General features: G+C 70.9%; 18 protein-coding genes. 6 read left to right on the top strand and 12 right to left on the bottom strand.

The window, feature by feature from the left end; genetic code table 11:
• Window position 1 precedes the first annotated feature (1 nt).
• From ACTFTM_RS20525 to ACTFTM_RS20505, 5 genes are all read right to left on the bottom strand, one after another.
• On the bottom strand, window positions 2-931 hold the full coding sequence (locus ACTFTM_RS20525; protein WP_449562099.1) for an SCO2523 family variant P-loop protein: 930 nt from the start codon (window positions 929-931) through the stop codon (window positions 2-4).
• On the bottom strand, window positions 932-2,773 hold the full coding sequence (locus ACTFTM_RS20520; protein ID WP_449562098.1) for an SCO2524 family protein: 1,842 nt from the start codon (window positions 2,771-2,773) through the stop codon (window positions 932-934).
• Between the two features lie 228 nt (window positions 2,774-3,001).
• Window positions 3,002-3,793 carry an SCO2525 family SAM-dependent methyltransferase gene (locus tag ACTFTM_RS20515; protein ID WP_449562097.1) on the bottom strand — a complete coding sequence of 264 codons (792 nt, stop codon included), beginning with the start codon at window positions 3,791-3,793 and terminating at the stop codon, window positions 3,002-3,004.
• A gap of 190 nt (window positions 3,794-3,983) precedes the next feature.
• Window positions 3,984-4,646: a response regulator gene (locus ACTFTM_RS20510; RefSeq protein ID WP_449562096.1), complete on the bottom strand. Its 663-nt coding sequence runs from the start codon at window positions 4,644-4,646 to the stop codon at window positions 3,984-3,986.
• Window positions 4,634-5,794: a sensor histidine kinase gene (locus ACTFTM_RS20505; RefSeq protein WP_449562095.1), complete on the bottom strand. Its 1,161-nt coding sequence runs from the start codon at window positions 5,792-5,794 to the stop codon at window positions 4,634-4,636. Before ACTFTM_RS20505 ends, ACTFTM_RS20510 begins: the two co-directional genes overlap by 13 nt.
• Before the next feature lie 131 nt (window positions 5,795-5,925).
• Here ACTFTM_RS20505 and ACTFTM_RS20500 point away from each other — a divergent pair, with 131 nt between their 5' ends.
• Together ACTFTM_RS20500 and ACTFTM_RS20495 are read left to right on the top strand one after the other, a co-directional pair.
• Window positions 5,926-6,327, top strand: coding sequence for a DUF6069 family protein (locus ACTFTM_RS20500; RefSeq protein ID WP_449562094.1), 402 nt, complete (start codon window positions 5,926-5,928; stop codon window positions 6,325-6,327).
• Window positions 6,324-6,791, top strand: coding sequence for a hypothetical protein (locus tag ACTFTM_RS20495; RefSeq protein WP_449562093.1), 468 nt, complete (start codon window positions 6,324-6,326; stop codon window positions 6,789-6,791). Before ACTFTM_RS20500 ends, ACTFTM_RS20495 begins: the two co-directional genes overlap by 4 nt.
• A 27-nt stretch (window positions 6,792-6,818) precedes the next feature.
• Here the strand turns inward: ACTFTM_RS20495 and ACTFTM_RS20490 are convergent, their stop codons facing one another.
• Window positions 6,819-7,310 (bottom strand): MarR family winged helix-turn-helix transcriptional regulator, encoded by a 492-nt coding sequence (locus ACTFTM_RS20490; protein WP_449562092.1) that lies wholly within the window; start codon window positions 7,308-7,310, stop codon window positions 6,819-6,821.
• Here ACTFTM_RS20490 and ACTFTM_RS20485 point away from each other — a divergent pair.
• The 3 genes from ACTFTM_RS20485 (at window position 7,309) to ACTFTM_RS20475 (ending at window position 11,037) form a co-directional block, all read left to right on the top strand.
• Entirely contained in the window at window positions 7,309-7,977 is a 669-nt protein-coding gene (locus ACTFTM_RS20485) for a mycothiol-dependent nitroreductase Rv2466c family protein (RefSeq protein ID WP_449562091.1), read from the top strand. The two genes, ACTFTM_RS20490 and ACTFTM_RS20485, sit on opposite strands and share 2 nt — an antisense overlap.
• A 90-nt stretch (window positions 7,978-8,067) precedes the next feature.
• Window positions 8,068-9,621 carry a chitinase gene (locus ACTFTM_RS20480; protein WP_449562090.1) on the top strand — a complete coding sequence of 518 codons (1,554 nt, stop codon included), beginning with the start codon at window positions 8,068-8,070 and terminating at the stop codon, window positions 9,619-9,621.
• 162 nt (window positions 9,622-9,783) lie between these two features.
• Entirely contained in the window at window positions 9,784-11,037 is a 1,254-nt protein-coding gene (locus ACTFTM_RS20475) for a hypothetical protein (protein WP_449562089.1), read from the top strand.
• Between the two features lie 90 nt (window positions 11,038-11,127).
• Here ACTFTM_RS20475 and ACTFTM_RS20470 read toward each other — a convergent pair whose 3' ends face one another.
• From ACTFTM_RS20470 to ACTFTM_RS20460, 3 genes are all read right to left on the bottom strand, one after another.
• Window positions 11,128-11,703, bottom strand: a complete 576-nt coding sequence (locus tag ACTFTM_RS20470; protein ID WP_449562088.1) for a hypothetical protein — start codon at window positions 11,701-11,703, stop codon at window positions 11,128-11,130.
• A gap of 119 nt (window positions 11,704-11,822) precedes the next feature.
• The gene (locus tag ACTFTM_RS20465) at window positions 11,823-12,746 is read right to left on the bottom strand and encodes an AEC family transporter (RefSeq protein ID WP_449562087.1); all 924 of its coding nucleotides are present in this window, start codon (window positions 12,744-12,746) and stop codon (window positions 11,823-11,825) included.
• Between the two features lie 7 nt (window positions 12,747-12,753).
• Window positions 12,754-15,825, bottom strand: coding sequence for a hypothetical protein (locus ACTFTM_RS20460; protein WP_449562086.1), 3,072 nt, complete (start codon window positions 15,823-15,825; stop codon window positions 12,754-12,756).
• Between the two features lie 130 nt (window positions 15,826-15,955).
• Here ACTFTM_RS20460 and ACTFTM_RS20455 point away from each other — a divergent pair, with 130 nt between their 5' ends.
• Window positions 15,956-18,271 carry a CHAT domain-containing protein gene (locus ACTFTM_RS20455; protein ID WP_449562085.1) on the top strand — a complete coding sequence of 772 codons (2,316 nt, stop codon included), beginning with the start codon at window positions 15,956-15,958 and terminating at the stop codon, window positions 18,269-18,271.
• A 16-nt stretch (window positions 18,272-18,287) separates the two neighbouring features.
• Here ACTFTM_RS20455 and ACTFTM_RS20450 read toward each other — a convergent pair whose 3' ends face one another.
• The 3 genes from ACTFTM_RS20450 to ACTFTM_RS20440 form a co-directional block, all read right to left on the bottom strand.
• A complete protein-coding gene (locus tag ACTFTM_RS20450; RefSeq protein ID WP_449562084.1) occupies window positions 18,288-19,673 on the bottom strand; it encodes a hypothetical protein in 1,386 nt (461 codons plus the stop codon).
• 135 nt (window positions 19,674-19,808) lie between these two features.
• Entirely contained in the window at window positions 19,809-20,522 is a 714-nt protein-coding gene (locus ACTFTM_RS20445) for a hypothetical protein (protein ID WP_449562083.1), read from the bottom strand.
• 49 nt (window positions 20,523-20,571) lie between these two features.
• The gene (locus ACTFTM_RS20440; protein ID WP_449562082.1) at window positions 20,572-21,555 is read right to left on the bottom strand and encodes a hypothetical protein; all 984 of its coding nucleotides are present in this window, start codon (window positions 21,553-21,555) and stop codon (window positions 20,572-20,574) included.
• Window positions 21,556-21,738 lie beyond the last annotated feature (183 nt).

Raw genomic sequence — 21,738 nt, 5'->3', positions numbered from 1 at the left:
ATCACGCGGTGTCCCATGCCGTCTCGTCGAAAAGCTTCTCGGTCAGGTCAACGAAGGCGTCCACCGTCTTGACGTTGGCAATCTTGGATTGCACGTCGTGATCGGAGATCAGCTGCTCCCGCCACTGCAGCAGGGGATCCAGCGGCACCACGCCGAGCAGCGTCGTACGTCCGACACCTCGCCGTCGGGCCAGCTCCGACAGCTCCGCGTCGCACTTGCGGAGGAAGGCCTGCTGGGCGAGACCGAGATGGCCGACCTCCGGCCCACGTGAGTCGATCACCGCCGTACGGATGAAGCGCAGCGACTCGCGTAGCCTCTCCGGCTCGTGGCCGTACTCCTTGCCCATGGCCACGATGCCACCCGCCTCGAAGGCCAGGTCCGCGGCCGCGGTGACGTGCTGGGGGGTCCACCGGTGGAAGACCAACCAGCGCACGGCGACCTTGCGCAGGGTCGAGGTCGCGGTGGCGGCCAGCGCGATCTGACTGGCGTACGACCGGCCGGCGCTGAGGTCCACGAGGGTCAGGTCGAACTCCTCCTCCAGCCGGAGGAAGAGCTCGGCGCAGCGCTTGGCGATGTCGTTGGTGAAACCGAACTCGCTGCCGTTGCGTTGCCCCGGCAGGAGCACCAGTGGACCGGACCCGATGGGCCGCTGACGCAGGCTGGCACGTTCGGAGGTGCCCCACACGTCCAACTGCTCCGGGGACGGGATCTCCCCGCGCAGGTACCGGTGCAGGCCGCCACCGTTGGGCCCGGCGCCCTCCACCCCGTTGACGGCCTGCGGGATCTGGAATGTGATGCCGGCGGTCGGCGAGCCGAAGTCGTAGTCCAGGTAGCAGGTGGGGCGACCGGACAACGCGCTGCGGTAGGCGATGTTCGCCGCGGTCACCGACCGCCCGGTGCCGCCCTTGTGTGACGTGACGAAGACCAGCATTCAGATCCCCTCGCTGGCCTTCTGCTGCCCGGTGGCAACGTCGTTGAGCAGCAACAGGAGAGTGCTCACCAGAGCGGCCGCCGTGCCGGGACGCTCGTCGACCAGCAACTGCGCCCGGCCCAGGCTGGCTCGGATGCTGCGCATGCTGCGCTGCATCGCCTCACCGTCGAAGGTGCCGCGCATCAACTCCCGGTCGAACAGGTACTCGGCCTCGTCGATGAGGTCCTGGGCGTAGTCGGCGAGCTGGCCGGCGCGTGGGAACGGCCGCTCCCACAGCAGCTGACCCGAGGTGACCAGAGCCTGGATCACCCGCACGGTCAGATACCAGGAGGGTGCCTCCGGCTTCGGCGCCAGGCCGGGAAAGGCGCCAGCGGCGTGGTCCCACAGCCCCTGGTGCCGGCCGTCCGGGATGCGCCGCAGCAGCAGGTGGTCCCACACCTCGTCGGCCAGCTCGAGCAGCTCGCTGCGCCGCCGGGCGTTGCTCAGCAGACCGGCGACGGCGGCCGCCCGCTGGAGCAGCACCACGGAGAACTCGTTCACGTTCCACGTCATGATCGGCTTTGACGTGTCGTCGTTCAGGGTCACCGACTTGCCGGGCGCGTGCACGAACAGCGCCGCCTCGCCGGGCGACGCCCGCCGGGTGATCCGTGCCCGCTGCGCCAGCTCGACCAGCACCGAGGCGATCCGCCCGAGTTCCTCGTCGCCGCCCCGCCCGACCGCGATCAGACCCTTCACGGCCAGCGACGTGGCCTGGAGGGTGTAGTAGTCGGTCCGGTCACCGTCGGTCGTCCGCCAGGGGATGTCCTCGATGGGCCACCGTCGTCGGTTGCCGAAGGTCGCCACCGTCGCCCAGTACGTCCGGGTGAGCTCCCAGCGCAGTTGCAGCGCCCGGGACAGCCGCTGCTGCTCCTCGTTGAGCAACCCGAGCAGCCGGGTGCGTTCGGAGTTCAGGTCCTCGATGGCGTCCATCGCGATCACGGTGAAGTAGAGATAGGGGGCGTTCTCCGCCGAGCCCGCACGCTGCACGCCGATCGGCTCGGTTGTCGGAACCTCCTCGGCCCCGGAGATGATCCCCCATGACCAGCCGCACTCGAACAGCATCTCGCTGTTGTCCAGGTCCTCCGTCACCCGACCGGACCCGATGATCACGCTACGCAGGCTCGCCATCGTGTCCCGCAACTGCTCGCGCAGCGCTGCCACCAGCTCGCGGCGGGGCAGCTCGTCCTGGTTGACCATGTCGCACAGACGAATGCCGTACTCGTCGGTGGAGGTGAAGACGAAGGTGCTGAAGCTGCGGAGCAGGCCGACCATCGCCGCCGTGAGGCGTGCGCTCGCCATCGCCTCCAGTTCGTCCAGTTGCGCCAACAGGTCGCGCCGCTGGGTGGAGCTCCGGTAGACCTTGACGAAACCGATCGTCGCCAGCGTGAGTGTGACCGACACCGCGAACGAGTCCACGATGTCCCGGGAACGCTGCTCGTCGGTGAGCTCCGGACCGCCCTCGATCGGGGTGAGGTAACTGCCCCCGCCGAAGATCGGGGTGCCGGCGTCGTCGGTGTACCGCCGGAAATAGTCCATCATCACGCCGACCAGCCGGCGGGGAATCTCGATCGCGCCGCCGATCGGGCTGAGCGCCCCGATCACCTCTTCGTCGGCGCGGTCCGGGTCGTCCAGTGACAACACCGGGACCTTGGCCGCGGGGAGCAACAGGGTCAGCAGTTGCTCCGCGTCGCTGATCGAGTTGGTACCACTTCGACCACCCCAGTGCCATTCACCGTTCGTCCAGCAACTGCGAACCGTAGCCCGCCAGATGTCGAGGATCTCCTGGCGCGGCTGCATCCGCATGATCCACCGCCGTCTGTTGTAGTCGTCGACTCGAAACCGCTGGTATAGCCGTGCCCACGATGATCCACGATGACGTACAGCATCATGGTAGCGGGCCAGTCGAGTGCCACTTGAAAGGCTTCGATGGCCGCGTGTCGGCAATCCGGCCAATCGGGCGGATGGGAATGCCGCGCCGCCGCACTGCGCCGGACAGCGGGACGTCGGCGCATCCCACCGGCACGCATCGCGCTATCCGCGGGTACGGCCGGTGGCCAGCAGCATGCCCGCATACCCGTCCCGCAGCGGCGGCTTGGGCCGCACCTCGTGCACGTCCAGGTCGTACGCGCCCGCCGTGATGGTGGCCACCACGTCGGCGCGTTGCAGCGCCACCGCCGGAAACCTCCGCCGACCGACGCTGTAACCGAGGGACCCGAGCATGACCGTCACGGCGAAGGGGGACCGGGGCCGCAGCGCGTCCAGAAACCGACCGATCGCGTGCTCGGCCTCGGCCCGGTCGGCCGAGATGGAGCAGGCCACGAAGAACATCGTGCCGGCGCTCCAGGCGTGCCTCGGCAGGGTGAAGACGCTGGCCCGCACCACCCGGCCCACCTGCGCCAGTCGCCGCCGCGGGTCCGCCAGTGCCGCGTACGCCGGGTGCTCCGCGCACACCTGCCAGTACGGGTCCCACAGCTCGTCGTAGCTGTCGACCTGCGTGCGCAGCCAGTTCACGTTCGCCGTCGACCATTCACACAGGTCGACAGCCTTCGCGAACGGTAGAAGCGACAGCGCCGGGTACAGATTCGCGCCCGACCCCACGTCGACGCACCGCGCGTCGGAAAGCTTCGCCTCGGCGAAGAAATCTCGGATGCGGCAGAGGATCTCCCGGTCGTCGGATCGCAGGTCCGCGTAGTTGTGCCGGACATATGCCTGCGGGTCGAAGCTGTCCCACTCGACATCGGCATTGACCGGTATCGGCGACCGAATCGGCGAGCGTGGCGTCGACTCGCCGTAACCGTCCCCAGTCGCCGGGGTCAACGCCATGGACGGGCCTCCATCGGATCGGCGGATCGCATTGGTCGCTGAAGCGGCGCTCGGTGCACTGCCCATTATGTATCGACGGTGGTCTGGGCTCACAAGTGTAGGAACTTCCGCCGAGAGTGACGACGGCAAACAGTGGCCGGATGCCGCGTCCTCCGGTGCGGTGGGCGTCGGTGGTGCCGCGCGCGGCGGGTCAGAGGAGTCGGCCGTCGTGGGCGAGCAGGGCGATCTGGGTACGGTTGTCGAGGTCCAGCTTCGTCAGGATGTGCGAGACATGGGCCTTCACCGTTGTCACGCTCATCAGCAGCTCGCTGGCGATCTCGGCGTTCGAGCGGCCCTGCGCGATGGCCAGCACGACGTCGCGTTCCCGGGGCGTGAGCAGAGCCAGTCGGTCATTCGCCCGCTCGTATGACTCGGCGCCGGAGGCAACCCGTTGCATGAGGCGGCGCGTCACGCCCGGAGACAGCATCGGGTTGCCGGCGGCCACCGCGCGTACCGCTTGGCTTATCTGCTCGGGCGGGGTGTCCTTGAGCAGGAAGCCGCTCGCGCCGGCGCGGAGGGCTCGCAGCACGTGCTCGTCGGTGTCGAACGTGGTGAGCACGATGATCTCGGGTGGTCGGTGCCGACGGCGCAGGCGCTCGGTGGCGGTGATGCCGTTGACGCCGGGCATCCGGATGTCCATCAGGACCACGTCGGGCAGGTGCCGGTCCACCGCGCTGATCGCCGTGGCGCCGTCGGCGGCCTCGCCCACGACGGCGATCCCGTCGGCGCCGTCGAGCATCAGCGTGAGCATTCCCCGTACGAGAGGATCGTCGTCGACGATGACGACCCGGATCGGGACGGTCACGTCGGCCATGGCAGCCACGCGGTGAGGTGGAACCGGCCTGCGGCGTCGACGTGATGGGCGACCCGACCCCCGGTGAGCGCGGCCCGTTCGGCGAGGCCGATCAGGCCGGTGCCGGCGCTGCCGGTGGCACCGCTGTCGAGCGTGGTCGGGTTGCTCACGGCGATGCTCAGGCCGGTGCCGGGAGCGCCGGTGAGCACCAGACGGACCGGCTGCCCGGCGGCGTGCTTGCGGGCGTTCGTCAGTGCCTCCTGCGCGATCCGGTAGGCGGTGCGGCCCACCGTCGGAGGGATCTCGGCCGGCGGGCCGAGCGCATCGTCGACCTCGATCTGTTGCCCGGCGGCCCTCGCCTCGTCGACCAGGCGGGGCAGGTCGGCGAGGGTCTGCCCGGGCGGCGCGTCCGTCGGCGCCTCGGCGTCGTCGTTGCGCAGCAGGGTGATGACCTCGCGCAGCTCGTCGAGGGCGTGGTGCGCGCTGGCCCGGATCACCCCTGCGGCAGCGCTGAGCCGCTCGGGCGGCGCGTCCGGCCGGTACTCCATCGCGCCGGCGGCCGCCGCCAGCAGGGACAGCCGGTGGGCCAGCACGTCGTGCATCTCCCGTGCGATCCGGCTGCGTTCGGCCGCACGTGCCTCGCCGACCCGTCGCTCCTGCTCCTGCTCGGCCCGCCGGGCCCGCTCCCGCAGTGCCGCCAGCAGGGCGTGCCGGGCCTGTGCCCAGGTGCCCCAGCCGAGCAGGGCCGCGTAGGCGACCGTCATCAGCACCAGCCGCCAGCCGTACGGCAGGCTGGGCGTCGGCCGCCAGAACGCCTGCACCGCCTCGCCCGCCACGCCGACCGCCGCCACCACCGCTGCCTGTCGGAACGGCCGGTTGCGGGCGGCGAAGAACACCGCGAAGCTGGCCACCGGCGTGGCCACCGCGGACAGCGCGACGAGCAGACCGGCCAACACGCCACCGATCCGCGGATGGCGCAGGGTCACCGGGACGAGGACCAGCGCGGTCACCGCCAGCGCGACGTCGAGGCCGATCAGACCGGCCGGGCTGGAACGGGTGACGGACCAGAGCATTGTCGCGACGAGGACGCCGACCGCCACGGTCGTCGCGCCCGCCGGGACGGAACGCCACGCCCTCGGCCGCTCGACCTCGCATGCCGCCACACCCACATCGCGCAGGCTACTGGGCCCGCCGTGGCCCGGACCACCTCCTTTGGTAGTACGCCGGACCGCCGGGGGGCGTACCCGCCGTGGCGTCCGGACCGACGTGTCGGACCCGGCCTGGTCCGCAGACTCGGACCATGACGAACAACCTTCCCCTTCGACGAGCCGCGGTGGCGGCCGGCGCGGTCGTGGTTGCCGTGGCGGAGTTCGCGCTCCTGCGCTCGGCGGCCGGCGTCGACCTGGCGGTCCGCTCCGGTGGCTCGACCCGGCAGGTCACGCTGGGTGCGGTCATCGGCGCGGCCACTGTCGCGGCACTGGCCGGCTGGGCGCTGCTCGCGGCGCTCCAACGCTTCACCACCCGCGCCCATGTCTGGTGGACCTCGGTCGCGGTCGTGGTCCTGCTGCTGTCGCTCGTGCTCGGCCCACCCGGTGGCGTCGGCGGGGGAGCGAAGGCGACCCTCGCGCTGCTGCACCTGAGCGTCGGCGTCATCCTCATCCTCGGCCTGCCCCGACCGAGTTCGCAAGGGGCGAAGCGATGACGACGTTGACCGTACGCAAACAGGACGGGGCCTTCGTCCTCGACTCCGGTGCGGCCGGGCCGCGCGCCTCGCTGCGTACCGGATGGACCTGGCGGTGCGGTGAGATCCGCACCGGCACCGGCCGCTGGACGGTCGAACCGACCGGCCGCCGACGCATCGGTTTCACCGCACTTGGTGAGCACGGCGTGGCGGTGCGGCTCGACCCGGGCCGGTCGTCCGTGCCAGGGCCCGGCGGGGTGACCCGCTGGGAGTCCGGTCGTGGCGGTGGTGAGCTGGTACGGGACGGAAACCGCCTCGCGGTGCGCCTCCCCGGACGACTGGGCGGGCCGATCCGCGTCGACGTCACGGGCGAGTGGGTCGAGGTGGAGCTGGTGGTCCTCACCGCCTGCTTCGCACTGATGAGTCGACGGCGGCGGCGCACCCTGATCATGATGGCGGCCGTCAGCGGGGGGAGTGGGGGATGACCTGCGGCGGCTGACCGCTGGGGCACCTCACTGCCGTACGTGTCGTGTCAACGTCGCCAGGAGTCGTTCGAGGCCTCTACGGTCGTCGTCGGTCAGGTTCCGAAGAATGGCCGCCTCGTTCGCCAGGTGTTCCTCGATGAGGTGGTCGGTCAACGTCACCCCGGCCGGGGTCAGGCCCACCACTCTGCCGCGCGCGTCGGCTTCGGAGACCGAGCGGGACACCAGGCCGCGGGCGATCAGCCGGTCCACCCGCTTGGTCACCGCGCCGGTGGTGACGAGCATCCGTTCACTCAGTTGACCGGCCGTGAGCGCGTACGGTTCGCCCTCCCGGCGCAGCGCGGCGAGCATGTCGAACTCGCCGTTACCGAGCCCAGCGGCGGCGAACGGTGGCCGCAGGGCCGCGTCGAGCACCTCGGCCAGGTGCTGGATCCGGCCGATGATCAGCAGCGGGGTGGGATCGAGGTCGGGTCGTTCACGACGCCATTGACCAACGATGTCGGCAACCCGGTCCTCGTCCATGCTTGCATCATACCTTCCATGGAAGGTAGTTTTATCTTCCATGGAAGGAAAAACCTCTCGTGCGTCTGTCCCCACGGTCACGGCCTACGTGGACCCGTCCTGTCCGTTTGCCTGGATCACCTCGCGGTGGCTCATGGAGGTGGCGCGCATGCGACCCATCGCGCTGGGGTTCGAGGTGATGAGCCTCGCGGTCGTCAACGAGCATCGCGACCTGGAGCCCTGGTACCGCGCGTTCAACGACCGGGCCTGGGGCCCGGCGCGGGTGTGCACCGCGGTGAGCGTCCATCATGGATCAGCGGCTCTCGCGAGCCTGTACCCGGCGCTCGGTCGGCGCATCCACGACCAGGGCGACAAGGACTTCGACGCGGTCATCCCGGCGGCCCTGGACGAGGTGGGCCTCCCTGCCGACCTGGCCGCGGCGGCCCATCGGGACGACGTCGACGACCAGATGCGGGCGAGCACCGCCCGCGCGCAGCACCTCGTGGGCGAGGACCTCGGCACCCCGACCATCGTGGTCGACGACGTGGCGTTCTTCGGCCCCGTCCTCTCCTCGATCCCGCGCGGGGACGACGCCGTGCGCGTCTTCGACGGCGCGCGCCTGCTGGCCGGCTGTCCGGCGTTCTCCGAACTCAAGCGTGCCCGCACCGACGGTCTCAGCTTCGCGTAGTCCCGCCACCCTCTGGACATTTACAGTTAACAAACCTAATAATTAGTCTCCCGTCGATATCCCTCGGTCGGGCACCCTCGGGAGGACCGGATGGCGCGCGGACTACGAACACCGTTCCTGGCTGCCCTGGCGGCCCTGGTCTCCGCCGCTGCGGCGACCCTGACCTTCGCTTATCCAGCCCTGGCCGCCGGCCCGACGGCCACGTTCACCAAGACCTCCGACTGGGGTACCGGCTGGGAGGGCCGTTACACCATCACCAACGGCGGGTCGAGCACGATCAACGGCTGGCAGGTTGCCTTCACCCTGCCGGCGGGCACCACGCTCGGCTCGTACTGGGACGCCACGGTCAGCAGCGTCGGGCAACGCCACACCTTCACCAACCGCTCGTGGAACGGCACCCTGGCCCCCGGCGCGTCGGCGTCGTTTGGCTTCCTGGCCACCGGCTCCGGATCGCCGGTCGACTGCACGCTCAACGGCGCGTCGTGCGCCGGTGGCACACCACCCACCACGACCCCGCCGACCACGACGCCGCCGACCACCGCGCCTCCCACGACAGCGCCGCCGACGACTCCGCCGCCCACCACTCCGCCGCCCACCACGACTCCGCCGAACACGGGGTTGCCGAAGCACGCCCTGATCGGCTACCTGCACGCCAGCTTCGCCAACGGCGCCGGGTACCTACGGATGGCCGACGTGCCCGACGACTGGGACATCGTCAACCTCGCCTTCGGTGAGCCCACCTCCGTCACCTCCGGCGACATCCGCTTCCAACTCTGCCCGGTCGCCGAGTGCCCCAACGTGGAGACCGAGGCCCAGTTCACGGCGTCGATCCGCGCCAAGCAGCAGCAGGGTAAGAAGGTGCTGCTGTCCATCGGCGGTCAGAACGGGCAGGTGCAACTCACCACGACCGCCGCCCGTGACACGTTCGTCCGCTCGGTGTCGGCGATCATCGACCGGTACGGCCTCAACGGCCTGGACATCGACTTCGAGGGCCACTCCCTCTACCTCAACACCGGCGACACCGACTTCCGCAACCCGACCACCCCGGTCGTGGTGAATCTGATCTCGGCGATCCGCGAACTCAAGCAGCGCTACGGAAGCGGCTTCGTGCTCACGATGGCCCCGGAGACGTTCTTCGTCCAGCTCGGCTACCAGTTCTACGGCTCAGGCCCGTGGGGCGGCCAGGATCCCAGGGCCGGGTCGTACCTGCCGGTGATCTACGCGCTGCGCGACATCCTCACCGTCCTGCACGTGCAGGACTACAACTCCGGTCCGATCGTCGGGCTCGACGGTCAGTACCACACCATGGGCAGCGCCGACTTCCACATCGCGATGACGGACATGCTGCTGGCCGGCTTCCCCGTGGCCGGGAACGCCAACGCGGTCTTCCCCGCACTGCGCGAGGACCAGGTCGCGTTCGGCGCGCCCTCCTCCACCAGCGCCGGCAACGGCTACCTCGCCCCGGCCGGCGTGCAACAAGCGGTGAGCTGCCTGGTCCGGGGCCAGAACTGCGGCGCGTACACGCCGCGCAGCGGAACCAACCCTAACTTCCGCGGCCTCATGACCTGGTCGATCAACTGGGACCGCTACTACTCCTGGGAATTCCGGCTCAACCACGGCCCGTACCTCAAGACGCTGCCGTGACCGCGAGGCTGATCCGACCAGTTCGGTATTTATAGCTCCGAGGCCGGTTGGACACAGTCCAACCGGCCTCTTTCCTTCGCCGGTTGCGCTATCGACACTGATGGGGGCCGATTGCCGATATTGTTCTCCACCACACCGTCCCGTGTCCTGAAGGGTGCTGCCATGAGCTTTGGACGTCGGCACGTGTCACGAGCTTCCGCCGCCGCGCTGTTCGTCGTCGCCGCGATCGCTCTTTCCGCGCTTCCGGCCGACGCGGCGAAGAAAGGCCCGGACCTCACGGTCGACGCGTCCGGAACGCGGATCGCGCTGGGGGTCGACAAGAAGGTCGTCTATCTGAAGATCAGCAACCGGGGGGATGCCACTCCGAGCAACGTGGTCGTCAACGTCCGCCAGCCGCAGGAGGACACCGACCTCCCGCCGGTAGCCCTGCTGTGGCACTTCGGCAGTGGCGTGGGGGAGTGCGACGGCGATATCGGCGGGTTCTACTGCCGACTGTCGCCCGAGTGGATCCCGGGGCCGGGCGAGACCGTCGACGTTCCCATCGACGCGTTCGTCTACGGGAGGGCACCTCACGAGGGCAGGTTCGAAGTTTCGGTCACCATCGATCCGGAAAAGGACGCGAATCCGGCCGACAACACCAGATGGTTCCCGCTGTTGCTGGTCGACGAGCCCACGGCGGACCTCTCGGTGGTCGCCCGAGACGTGAAGGAGTCCGTGCGGGTCGGGGCGGACGGCAGGCCCGTGCCCACCGGGACGCTGAATCCGGGGGAGACGGGCGCCGTGTGGCAGACCGTCGCGAACCAGGGTCGGAAGACGGTCAACGGGGTACGGGTCACGCTGCGTCTGCCCAAGGGTGTGACCTTAACCAGGCAGCCGAGTCAGTGCGTGCTCGCCGATGCCCGGCAGTCAGCCGTCTGCACCTATCCGGGCCTCACCCTCGTTCCGGCCAGCGAAGACACCGACCCGGACGACGGGATCCGTTCGGCAGTCGACCTGTACAACCTGGTGACCACGGCCGCATCCGCCACCGCGCCGGCGACGATGCGGGGCGGAACCGTGCGGGTTGAGGGTCTCGCCGGGCCGTCGACGACCAGCCGCTCCGCACCTGCGTCCACCGAGCTGCCGGCGAACGCCGTCGCCGTACGGGTGGCCGACGTGGACCCCGGCGACAACCAGGACGGGTTCACCGTCGTGCTGGCCGCGAAGAACGGCGGCAGCGCTGGAGGCGGCAGCGCTGGAGGCGGCAGCGCTGGAGGCGGCAGCGCTGGAGGCGGCGGTGGTGACGGCGGATTGCCGGTCACCGGGTCGCAGGTCGGGCTGATCGGCGGCATCGGCATCGCGGCGCTGACGGCCGGAGGTGCGCTGGTCCTCGCCGCTCGGCGTCGCCGGACGGTGCTGGTGGCCCCGAGGACGTGAGGCTCGCAGCCGGATGCTGACACAGTCGCCGCCACGACCTGTGTTCCGACCGGAGGCCGGCCCTTCCAAGAGGGCCGGCCTCCGGTCGCCTCATGCCGCGGCCACTCGGTTCCGCGCGGCACTGGCCAGTCCGTTCAACGTGGTCAGGTCAGCCGCCCCCAGGTACGAGTCCGACATCATGACCACCACCACGTAGTGGCCGACCGCGGCGGCGACATAGCCGACGTAGCGATCGCCCTCGTCGTAGGTGCCGAGGAACAGCACCGTGTCCGGTCCGAGGTGGTCCTCGGCGACCGGGTCGAAGCCCTCCTCGTCGCCACCGGCCCCGCACCGGGCGAGCTGCGCCTTCAGTTCGGTGATGTACGCGTGTGCCCCGTCGCCGCGGTACCGGGCGACGTTCTCGTAGATCCGGAATCGGCTACCGAGATCGGCCGCCTGGGTGCGGTCCACGACCGGCCCCGGCACCGGCGTGTCCGCGCACGGCTGGGGTAGCAGCGGCCACACCAGCCCGTCCTCCACCGGCCCCGGCACGGCTCCGCCGAGATCGTCCGGCTGCAACATGACCCGGTCAGGGATCCCCCGTGGCCGCTGCTGCGCCGCCGCCGGCCCGCTCGCCGACACCAGCCCCAGGATCACGGCCGTCATCACCATCAGTGTCCTTCGCATGCGATCCATCCTCTGCATCGACCGCGACCGGCGGATGGGCAGGCGTGACCACCTTCCCTAGGTACCCGTACTCCCATGTGCCGGCGCCGCCACGGTGGCCGGCGAGTCGGCTGACGGACCTATCCGAGCAGCGCCACCGTCACGGCCAGGGTGGCCAGCGACAGCGTCGTGGTCACGACCACCGCCCGGTTGGCCACCGTCTCGCCGACGCCGTACTCCTGGCCGTAGATGAACGTGTTCTGCGCTGTCGGCAGACCTGCGCACACCACCACGGCGAGCAACTGCGGCGCGGGCAGGTGCAGGGCCAGCCCGGCCGCGTACGCGATGACCGGCTGTGCGACGAGCTTCAACGTGGCGATCAGAGCCAGCTCGGCCAGGCCGGTCGGCTCTGCCCGCGACGGCGCCGTGGGGTGCAGCGACGCGCCGAGCGCGACCAGGGCGGCCGGAACCGCCGCGCCCGACAGCAGGGTGAGCGAGGCGTCGACCGCCGACGGCACGCGCAGGCCCGCGGCCGAGCACGCCACACCGAGCAGCGACGCCAGGATCACCGGGTTGCGCACCGGCAGGGAGGCGATACGACGGACGCGTACCCGCCCGGCCGGGTCGCTGTGCCGGTCCAGGGCGACCAGGATCACGGGCGTCACCACCAGCACCTGCAGGAGCACCACCCCCGCCAGGAACGACACGTTGCCGAGCACCTGCGTCGCGATCGGGATGCCGAGGTTCGCCGAGTTGACGTACCCGGCGGCCATGCCCCAGATCGGTCGTTCGCCGCGGGTGCGACCGAACAGCCAGCTCGCGCCGACCCAGCCGAACGCGACGACCGCGGCAGTGCTCATCCCGAAGGCGAGCAGCGAGCGGCCGGCGAACCCCGACAGCGGCATTCGGGACAGGGCCAGGAACAGGGCGGACGGCATCGCAAGGTGGAACACGAACCGGCCGAGCGCCGACGCCACCCCCTCGCCCAGCAGGCCCCGGCGACAGGCCGCGTAGCCGACGGCGGTGAGCAACCAGATCGGTACGAACGCCGACACCAACCTCATCCGAGGGTCACTCGCGGCCGAGTGACAGGAGCAGGCCGGCGGCGGCCAGGGCGATCCCGGCGGCGGCGGTGTACACCGGGAGCTGGGTGGGGATGCCGAGGTAGACGGTGATGCCGAGGATGCGCGACAGGCCCCAGGGCAGCAGCGCGAGCTGGTCGTTCCACACCGTCAGCGCGCGTTCCAGGCCCACCGAGGCGACCAGGGCGGACAGCACGCCGAGGGGCACGCCCACGGCGGTGACGGTCAGCCCGACGGCGCGTCGGCGACGCAGACCGTACCGGTCCCGCAGGACCACCGCGGTGACCACGAACAGCCAGCAGAACGCCGCGAAGGCGACGGTGACGTACGCCGCGCGCAGGCTCGGCGCGGTCCAGAAGGCGAACCAGTAGCCGCCGGGTCCACGCCACGCGAGCGCCGCCAGGAGAAGGACGCTGCGCAGCAGCGCGACGCCGCCGAGAGCGGCCCACAGGTGGAACGGATCGCGGCGGCCGACGACGAGGCGTACGACGAGGGCGAACAGCGCCCACCCGCCGAGGGTGACCAGCAGGTGCGCCGGCGCGGCGAACCAGGTCGACACGAGCCGGCTCGCGACCAGGACCACGGCCGGGACCAGCCACACCACCACCCGGTCCGCACGCGTCGTTGGCGACGGCAGCGCGGCGACCCGCCACGGCCGGAACGCGCCGACCAGCAACCCGCGCGCGGCGGCTGCGCCGAACCCGCGCCCGTACCGGCCGAGCAGCAGCACCAGCAGGATCGACCCGAGCATCGCCCGGGCCGCCCAGGCCATCGCCGGGTCCCGGTCGGCCCGCCGCGCCCCGAGATCGGCGGCGGTGAAGTTGTACGCGGGCAGATCCAGGTCGGCGCCGTAGCGCTTGAGGTGCGCGTCGCGCGCGTCGTGGTACGCCGCCGTCGCCCGCCGCCAGTCGTGGCGGGCGGCCGGGGCGCCGGTGTCCAGCCACTGCGCGTGTCGCAGCACCATCGTCCGGTACGCGCCAAGCGTCTCGAACAGGTCGACCTGGTAGTCGAGGGTCGCGGTGAAGCGTGCGCGCAGTTCGGCGTCCCGCCAGGTCGCCGGGTCGGTCGCGGCGATCAGGTCGCGCATGCGCCGGGCCAGCGCGACGGCCTGCGCGCCCTCCTCGATCGCCTCGTCGACGCGGCCGCCGGTCACCGCGTAGATGCTGTCCAGGGCTGCGGAGTCGCCGGTCGGGATGTCCCACTCGAAGATCCACATCATGGGCGGCGGTTCGAGCCCGAGCGCCCGTACCGATCGGTCGGCGTACGGACCGATGTAGAGACCCTTGGTGACCGCCTCCCGGGACAGGGCCATGGCCTGTCCGATCGCGGCGACGGTACCCGGGTCGCCGGAGAAGGTGCGGTACGCCCAGTCCGCGGTGATCTGCGCCGGGTCGGCCTGCGGGTCCCAGGCCAGGCGGCCGACGGCGTACGTGTTGAGGTCGTAGAGCTGCCAGAAGCCGGCGCGCAGGTACAGCGACATGGGCCCGGCGCGCAGCGGCCCGCCGTCCTGCGTCCAGTTCCAGACGCCCTCGACGTTGGGGTTGCCGGCAAGGAACGCGCGCAGCGCCTGGCGGTGCAACGGGCCGAGGTCGTTGGGCAACGAGCCGAACGCCTCGAACTCGCGCCGGGCCTGGAACTCCACGATGCGACGGTGCCCGCCGCCCAGCAGGGTCGTGTTCAGCGGCAGATGGCTGTAGAAGTCGCCCAGGGTGTACTTCGTGGACACGATCAGGTGCGGGTCGTCGAGCCCGCCGAGGACCTGCGCGTACGACTCCGGGTTGGTGTGCAGGTCGCCGACGGCGCCGACGCCCACCGTCCAGGTACGGAAGATGATCTCCTTGCCGGCCGGGCCCGCCGTGTCCAGCAGTGCCCGCAGCATCGCGCGTACGGACGTTTCGGTGGTGACCGCGAGCCGTGACGAGAAGTCCCAGCCGGTTCCGGCGTACACCTCGCCGCCCTCGCCGATGCGGACCATCAGACCGTCGACGAACGGCATGCTCTCGAACAGCTCGGACAGGCCGGCCTGGTAGACCGCCCACAGCCGGGGGTCGGTCACGTCGAGCCCGCCGACGGTCCGCGTCAGGTACTCCTCCAACGGGGGCGACACCGCGAGCATGTCGGTCAGCAGGAAGACCTTCATCCCCATGTCATCGGCGTACCGGAGGACGGGGCCGAACGCCGCGACCATCGCCCGCGCCCGGTCGACGTGCGGGTCGCCGGGCGGATAGACCGCGTGCCCGTCGCCGACCTTGGCGAACGCGACGTACTCCAGGAAGCCGGGCACGACGATCCCGTTGTATCCCTGCGCCACCGAGTGGTCGACGAACTGGCGGAACTGCGCGTCGATGCGGGCCACCGCGCCGGCGTCCACCCACGGCGCGCGGGGCAGTACCGCCGACGCGACCACGTCGGTGTTCAGGCCGTAGTCGTCGCCGGCGGCGAAGGCGGCCGGGTCGGGCTCGCGCCCCACCGAACCGGCGTCGGTCAGCCGCAGGCCGAGCCGGGGGACGACCACCCGACCCGTGTCCGCCGCCGGCAGCACCTCGGCGCCGGAGCGGATCCGGTCGGCGAGTCGGTACAGGCCGGCTGCCACGCCCGCGACGTCGGCGCCCTGAATGGTCAGTTCGGCGCCGCGCACGTCGAGCCGGTACGACTCGGGCGTCCCACCGAGAGCGGCCAGCACACCCGCCCGCAGCGTGCGTACCGCCGACAGGTCGGGGGTCGCGCCGCCCGCCGTACCGGTGTCGGGCGTGGTGGTCGCGGACGCGGCCGGGGCCAGCACCGGCCGGGGTAGGCCGCGCAGGACGACCGCGTCCGCAAGCGCGGCCGCGGCCTTGATGAGGCGCGGATCGTCGGGTACGACGAGGGACGCCAACGGCGGGACCGGCGCGGGCGTCCGCGCCGGCGCGGCGACCGCCTCCTCGCGCGGCACGGCGGCGGGGGAGTGGCGCAACCCCAGCGTGTCGCCGACCGCCCAGGCCGTGGCCGCGCCGAGGGCCACCACGACCGCCGCGGCGACGAGCAGTGGGTACGGCCTGCGGGCCTGGGCAACGTGAGCCACGCCCGCATGGTAGTGGCCGCGCCGGCCGTCGTCCTCGACGCGCGAAGGCGGGCGGCGAGCGCCGGCCGCTGTCCGGAAGACGACCGTCTGAGAACTCCAGAGCGGACCGAAGTCTGTCGAGACTGGACGGATGGGTGCGCAGGGTCTGCCCGACGAGGTTCGTCGAGTGATGAAACGCGGCGATCTGATGATGCTCGCCCGGGACGCCGGCACGGCGGTGGACATCGCCCGCACCGGCAAGCTCCGGGATCGGACCTTCCGCCACCAGGCGGAACTGTTCACGGTGGCGCTGCGGGAGCAACAGGCCGCCGCCGACGAAGCCTTCGGGCCACACTCCGACACGATCCGGGTCGTGGCGTGGGACAACGCGGGCGTCATCGTCCGGGTCTGCCGCCTGCTCGGTGTCGTACCCGAAGGCATGCGCGACGCCGTGGCGGCCGGTTTCCACAAGCGTGTGCTCGCCGTGTTCGAGGCCCGCGCCGAGGACCGGGCGGGTCGCCTCATGGACCATGACCTCTACAACGGCCGGACCCTGCGGTACCGGGCGATCCGTGACCTGCGACTCGACGGCGACTACGCCCGAGCGATCGAGCTGGCGAGTCAGGACGAGGTCGACCTCCTCGGCAACGGGGCCGACACGTACGGCTTCGACTACCAGTACGAGGTCGCCGCCGCCATGCTGCTGAGCGGTGCGGCGGCGGACGTCGCGGAGATGCTGCGCACCACCGGGCAGCGATATCGGGAGGCGGTCGCCGGGAGCCGCTTCGACAGCCACTATCTCGTCGACCTCGCCCAGGCACTGGCCGCCTGGGCACAGGGCGCGCACGCCGAGGCGGAGGAGGCCCTCGCCCGGTCACAGCGATGGCTACGCGAAACCGGCAGCATCCCCGGGGCACACGACATCGACGACCTGCTGCTGTCGATCGCCCGCGCCGAGCTCGCGGCCGTCCGTGACGCAGACCCGGTCGGGTTCATCGAAGAGGCCCTGAATTCCACCGAGCGGGTCCGCGCCAGGTGGCAGGTGGTGTCCCGGTCGGCGAGTCCGCTGGCGAGCGCGTTCCGGCATCTCTACGGCGACCTCGCCGCCGTCGCCGCAACGACAGCCGGACGGGCCATCGGCGACGGCGACACGGGAATCGCCAAGGCCGCGGCCGAGCTTGGGTTGCGTGTCGCGTTGTCGGCCAAGCAGTCGGGGTTCGCGACCCGAATCCGCTCGGACGCCCCCGAGATCAGCCGCACCGCCCGGACCGGTCGTCGCCTGATCACGGCGATCGACGCGATCGTGAGCCTCGAGTCGGGCAACCTGCACGGTGCCGGCCTTGCCGCCGAGACGATCGAGCAGAGGCTGAACGACCTGCGCCTGGAACTCGAAGGCGTGTTCTCGCCGATGCTGGCCGGAGCCGTCCTGCCGGTCCCGGACACCGTCGAGCGGATCGTCGGCGTGGTGGGGAACCGGTACGCCCTCGATTGTGTGGCCCTGCCCGACCTGCTGTCCGGCGGCCTCAACTGGTTCCAGACGCTGATCGAACCTGACGGGACGGTGACGTTCCGTCAACTTCCGGCGGCCACCTCGTTGCGCACCTTCCTGGCCGCAGCCGAGGCCGGTGACCTGTTCGGCGGCGACGTTGATTGGTTGGCCCTGGGTGAGACCCTGCTGCCGCAACGACTGCGTACGGCCCTGACGGCGGCCACCGGCGATCCGGTCCGCCTGGTCATCTCGGCGCACGCCGCCCTCAGCCTCGTGCCGTGGGCGGCCTTGGGCATCGGCGGCGGGCTCCGGCTCGTCGAACGGGCGATCATCTCGCAGACGCCGGTCCTGACGGCCCTGTCCGGCGCCGCTCCCGGGCCGGTGACCGGTCCCGCGCTGATTCAGCTGATGGCACGTGAGGACGACGATCCGGGCCAGCTCGCCGTGCGTACCGAGTCGATGAGCTGGAGGCTGCGGCACCGCGACGACGGGACGTTGCCGCTCAGCTCCTGCGAGTTGGAACCGGGACGGACACCGGCCGAGGTGCCCGGTTCCTTCGTCGCGGCGCTCTCCGACGGGCACTGGGGATTCGCCCACATCGCGGCGCACGGTCACGGCGATGGCCTCGGCCAGACCCTGCGGCTACCCGGCGAGCCGGTCAGCGCCGCCCGCGCCCTGACCCTGCACTGGCCACCCGCGCTGCTCATGGCGTCCTGTCACGTCGGCCGGTTCCTCAACCCCGAACACGCCGAACCGCTGAACTTTGTCATGGCGGCGCTGGTCGGTGGCGCCGAGTGCGTGGTCGCCGGTATCGACGAGTTGCACGACGTGGGCGGCGGATACATCGCCGCGGAGATCGTGCGCCTGGTGCGCGGTGGCGACCTGAGCCTGGACGCGGCGCTGCGTCACGCGCAACTGCGGAAGATCAGCCGCTGGCCGGTACACATGTGGGCGGTCTACGCCGCCTACATCCGCTGAATCGTCGCGGCCGCGCTCACCGGCCCATGGCCTGCCACACCCTGCGACGCCGGCCCTCCTCGTCCTCGTCCAGGTAGCGGTCGAGAGCGAACCACCTGATCCGCCAGTCGCGGTAGTTGTTGGACGCCCCGTGTTCCGCCTGACACGCCTCGACACCACGAATGTACGCGGGCATGGTGGCGGCGCCGACGGCGTTCGCGTTGCCACGGATCCGACCGTTGGAGCCGGTGGTCGCGAGCCAGGCGGACAGCTCCTCCACGGCCCGGTCGTCGAGCGGGTTGCGGGCCGGGTACCCGTCGGTGTCCGGCCCGGCCGGGAGATCCATGCCGGGCACCAGCAGGGCGGCGTTGAGTCGCAGCTGGACAACCGAACGCTCGTGGGAGGCACTGAGCGGCAGCTTCACCAGGTTGCCCTGCTCGTCGTGGACCGGCTTCTCGATCAACGCGTACGCCGACCGGAATCGATCGATCGTCGCCTTGCGCATCCGAGCCCAGTCGTCGTGCCCGTATCCCGGGTGGTCCGTGAGCTGCTCCATCTCGTACGAGATGGTCAGCAGGTGCAGTGCGGCCCGCGCCGTCATGATCGCCGGGTTGCGTCGGGCCGTGCGCATCGCGAGGCGCTGCCTGCTGACCGCCTTCACCAGGCCGTACTTCCGGCTGATCTCAGCCGCCGTGTCCAGCGCCCGCTCGCCGAGCAGGACGCCGACCGACAGTTGCTCGTACATCAGTCGGATGCTGCGGTCCTCATCCTCGACGCCCCAATCCGGCTCGTCCTTCTCCAGCTCGTCCAGCCAGCGGCCGACGATCTGCTCGCTGGCGCGGCAGACCGTGCCGGTCTCGCTCAGAATTAGCTGGAGAAAGATCTCCTGCAGGCCCAGCAGTTCCCGTTCGCGGCCGGGCTCGGAGCCATGGACGCGTACGTAGTCGTCGTGCCGCCGGCGGGCCTCCTCGTGCAGCAGGTTCGCCTCCCGGTAGCCCTGCGTGGTGTCCCTTTTCGACGCGACGAGCGCATCGGCCCGGATGGCGCCGAGCGCCCGCGGTGCGAAGTGCGGCCAAGGCAGGTACTCGGCGAGGTGTCGTAGCCGGCGGATCAGGTCGGCCGGCTGCACCACGATCTCCGAGCCGTCCGTCGCCCGCGTCTCGTCGAGCAGCTGCAGACTCGCCTCGTAGATCATCCACCCGGCCAGCCACAGCAGTTCCCGCACGTCGCCGGGCGGCTCGGTGAGCGCGTCGAACGCCTCCTTCGCCCGAAAGCCGCCGAGCCCGTCCCGGTAGCCGTCGATCTCGGCCTCCAACCGGTCGACCAGCGCCTCGTCGGCGGCCCGGCCCTCCTTTCTCTTGCTCGTACTCCAGGCCCGCAGGGCGAGGCAGATCGATTCCATCTCGGAAGCGGTCCAGGTCACGGCGGTTGTCCTCTCCGTTGTCGAGAGCGGTGACGAGCTTGCCGATGGTTCAGGGTCGTGGAGGACGGGAAACGCGTCGCGGCCCGGACCGGCCGGCGCGGCGGGCACGAGCCGTCGCGCAGGACAGAGTGACGGTCATGTTGACGGGAACACGCAGTACGCCAAGGTCGCATCGTCGAACCTCTTGCCGCGGGACCGCCCCGCGTCGTCGCTGTGCTCGCCGTTCCGTACCGCCTCGATCACCGCACGTGGACCAGCCGCACCGGCCAGTTGCAACACCTGCTCCCAGGTGCCGCCGAAACGTTCCACCAACCGGGCCGCGCCGTCACTGAGCACCGCTGCCCGCCGCACGTCGCGTACCGCGACGCTGCCCGTCAGCGCGTGCTCGGCGGCCCGCGGGTCGGTCGACGCCACCCAGAACCCGTCGGGCGCGTTGCGCAGCTCGGCCACCGAGGCCGCGTCGTACGCCGGCAGCCGCGCCGTCCGGTCGTCGTGTACCACCCGCAGCCCGCCCACCTCGTCGATCACCACGTACGAATCGCACAGCACCAGATAGTCCAACCGGTCCCCGGCGACCCGCAGCAGCGCCACCGTCGCTGACGGGCTGTCCCGCGTACCGAGGTGACACGTGTCCCGATGCCGGTCGCACAACCCGGTGATCGCCCCGGCAAGGATGTCGACGAGGGGCACCCGGTCGTTGCCCGACAGTCCCGCCATCAGCAGCTCGCCGAGATTGCGCACCAACCACGGCACGTCGTGCACGCAGCCCGTCCGCACCCCGGCCGGTACGGTCACACCGTCAAGGACCACCACGTACGAGCCGGACGCCGACACATAGTCCTCATTCACCCGGCCCGGAGTGGGTTCCGTCGCGAAGGTGACATCCATCCGTGGGTCGTCAGACCTCGACGCCGGACATACGCTCCGCGTCCGCGACCCGGCCGAGCAGACGATGCAGCGAGTAGATCGCCGACCGGGTCTCCTGCAGCAGCTCACCCGGGTCGCCCGGACCACTCGGCCAGTGTGCGAACGAGCGGCGGTCGAACCCGACGGTCTCGATCCCGCACCGCAGCTCCACACCCAGCGTGGTGATCGCGTCCACGTGCTGGAACGGCACGTACAGGTCGGTGGTCACCAGCAGCACGGTTTCCGCCGCGGTCGGCCGCCGCACCAGATCAGCCCACCCGTGCAGGGTGTCGGCCGTGTTCGCGCGCTGCCCGGGACGCCGGGAAGGGGCGGCTACGACGTACACGGTCCGGTCGGCGCACGGATAACTGCGGACCCACCAGTCGTTGCCGTCGGCCGTGGTGCCTGCCCGCTCCTCGATCGGGCCGGTCGCGGCGAACGCCTCGCGTAGGCCCCGCTGCATGGCGTCGCCCTCGGTCAGGTCGGTGGCCGAACCCGGATCCACGGACTCGCCCGCCGGTGGCAGCACCCGCAGGCTGCCGAGACCGACGATCGTCTCGGTGGAGACCCCGGTCTCGAGCAGATGCGCGGCGTACCGCGATCGGGCCCTGCCGGTGATCCGGCCGCCGCCCAGCACGAGAACATGGTCGTAGTGCGACCGCTGCGGGCGCTGCCGATCGGCCAGCCCGAGCGCTCCGGTGGTGTCCAGAATGAGGCCGTCGATATCGTCGGTGTAGTCGCGGTATCGCGCGTTGAACCGCTCGCCGCCGGCACGGGAGTCCCAGACGGCCGAAAAGTCCTCCAGATAGGCCAGTTGGTCCGTGAGGGGACCGTCGGGAACCTTGCCGCCGAAGGCCGCGACGAGCGCGGCGAGTGCCGGCGACTCCACCCACTCACGGATCTGGTCGGACATCGTGGCCGACGGGAGGCCGCCGGCCGGCCAGCTCGGCAGCGGAACCACAGGAAACGACGTCATCGCCTGCCCGTTTTCCTTTCCTGGCCGTCATCGATCGCTGTACGATCCGGTCCTGCGCGACACGCTACCCGATTCCGCCGGCGCACCGGTACACGTGAATCCGGCGACCGTACGCGAGTGGGCGGCCATAACCCGTGTCGGGTATCCGTCAACCGACAGCGGGCAATACGTGGCGCGATATTG

This window comes from Micromonospora sp. RB23 (genome assembly GCF_053585025.1).
This window is presented reverse-complemented; position numbering and strand designations above follow the sequence as displayed.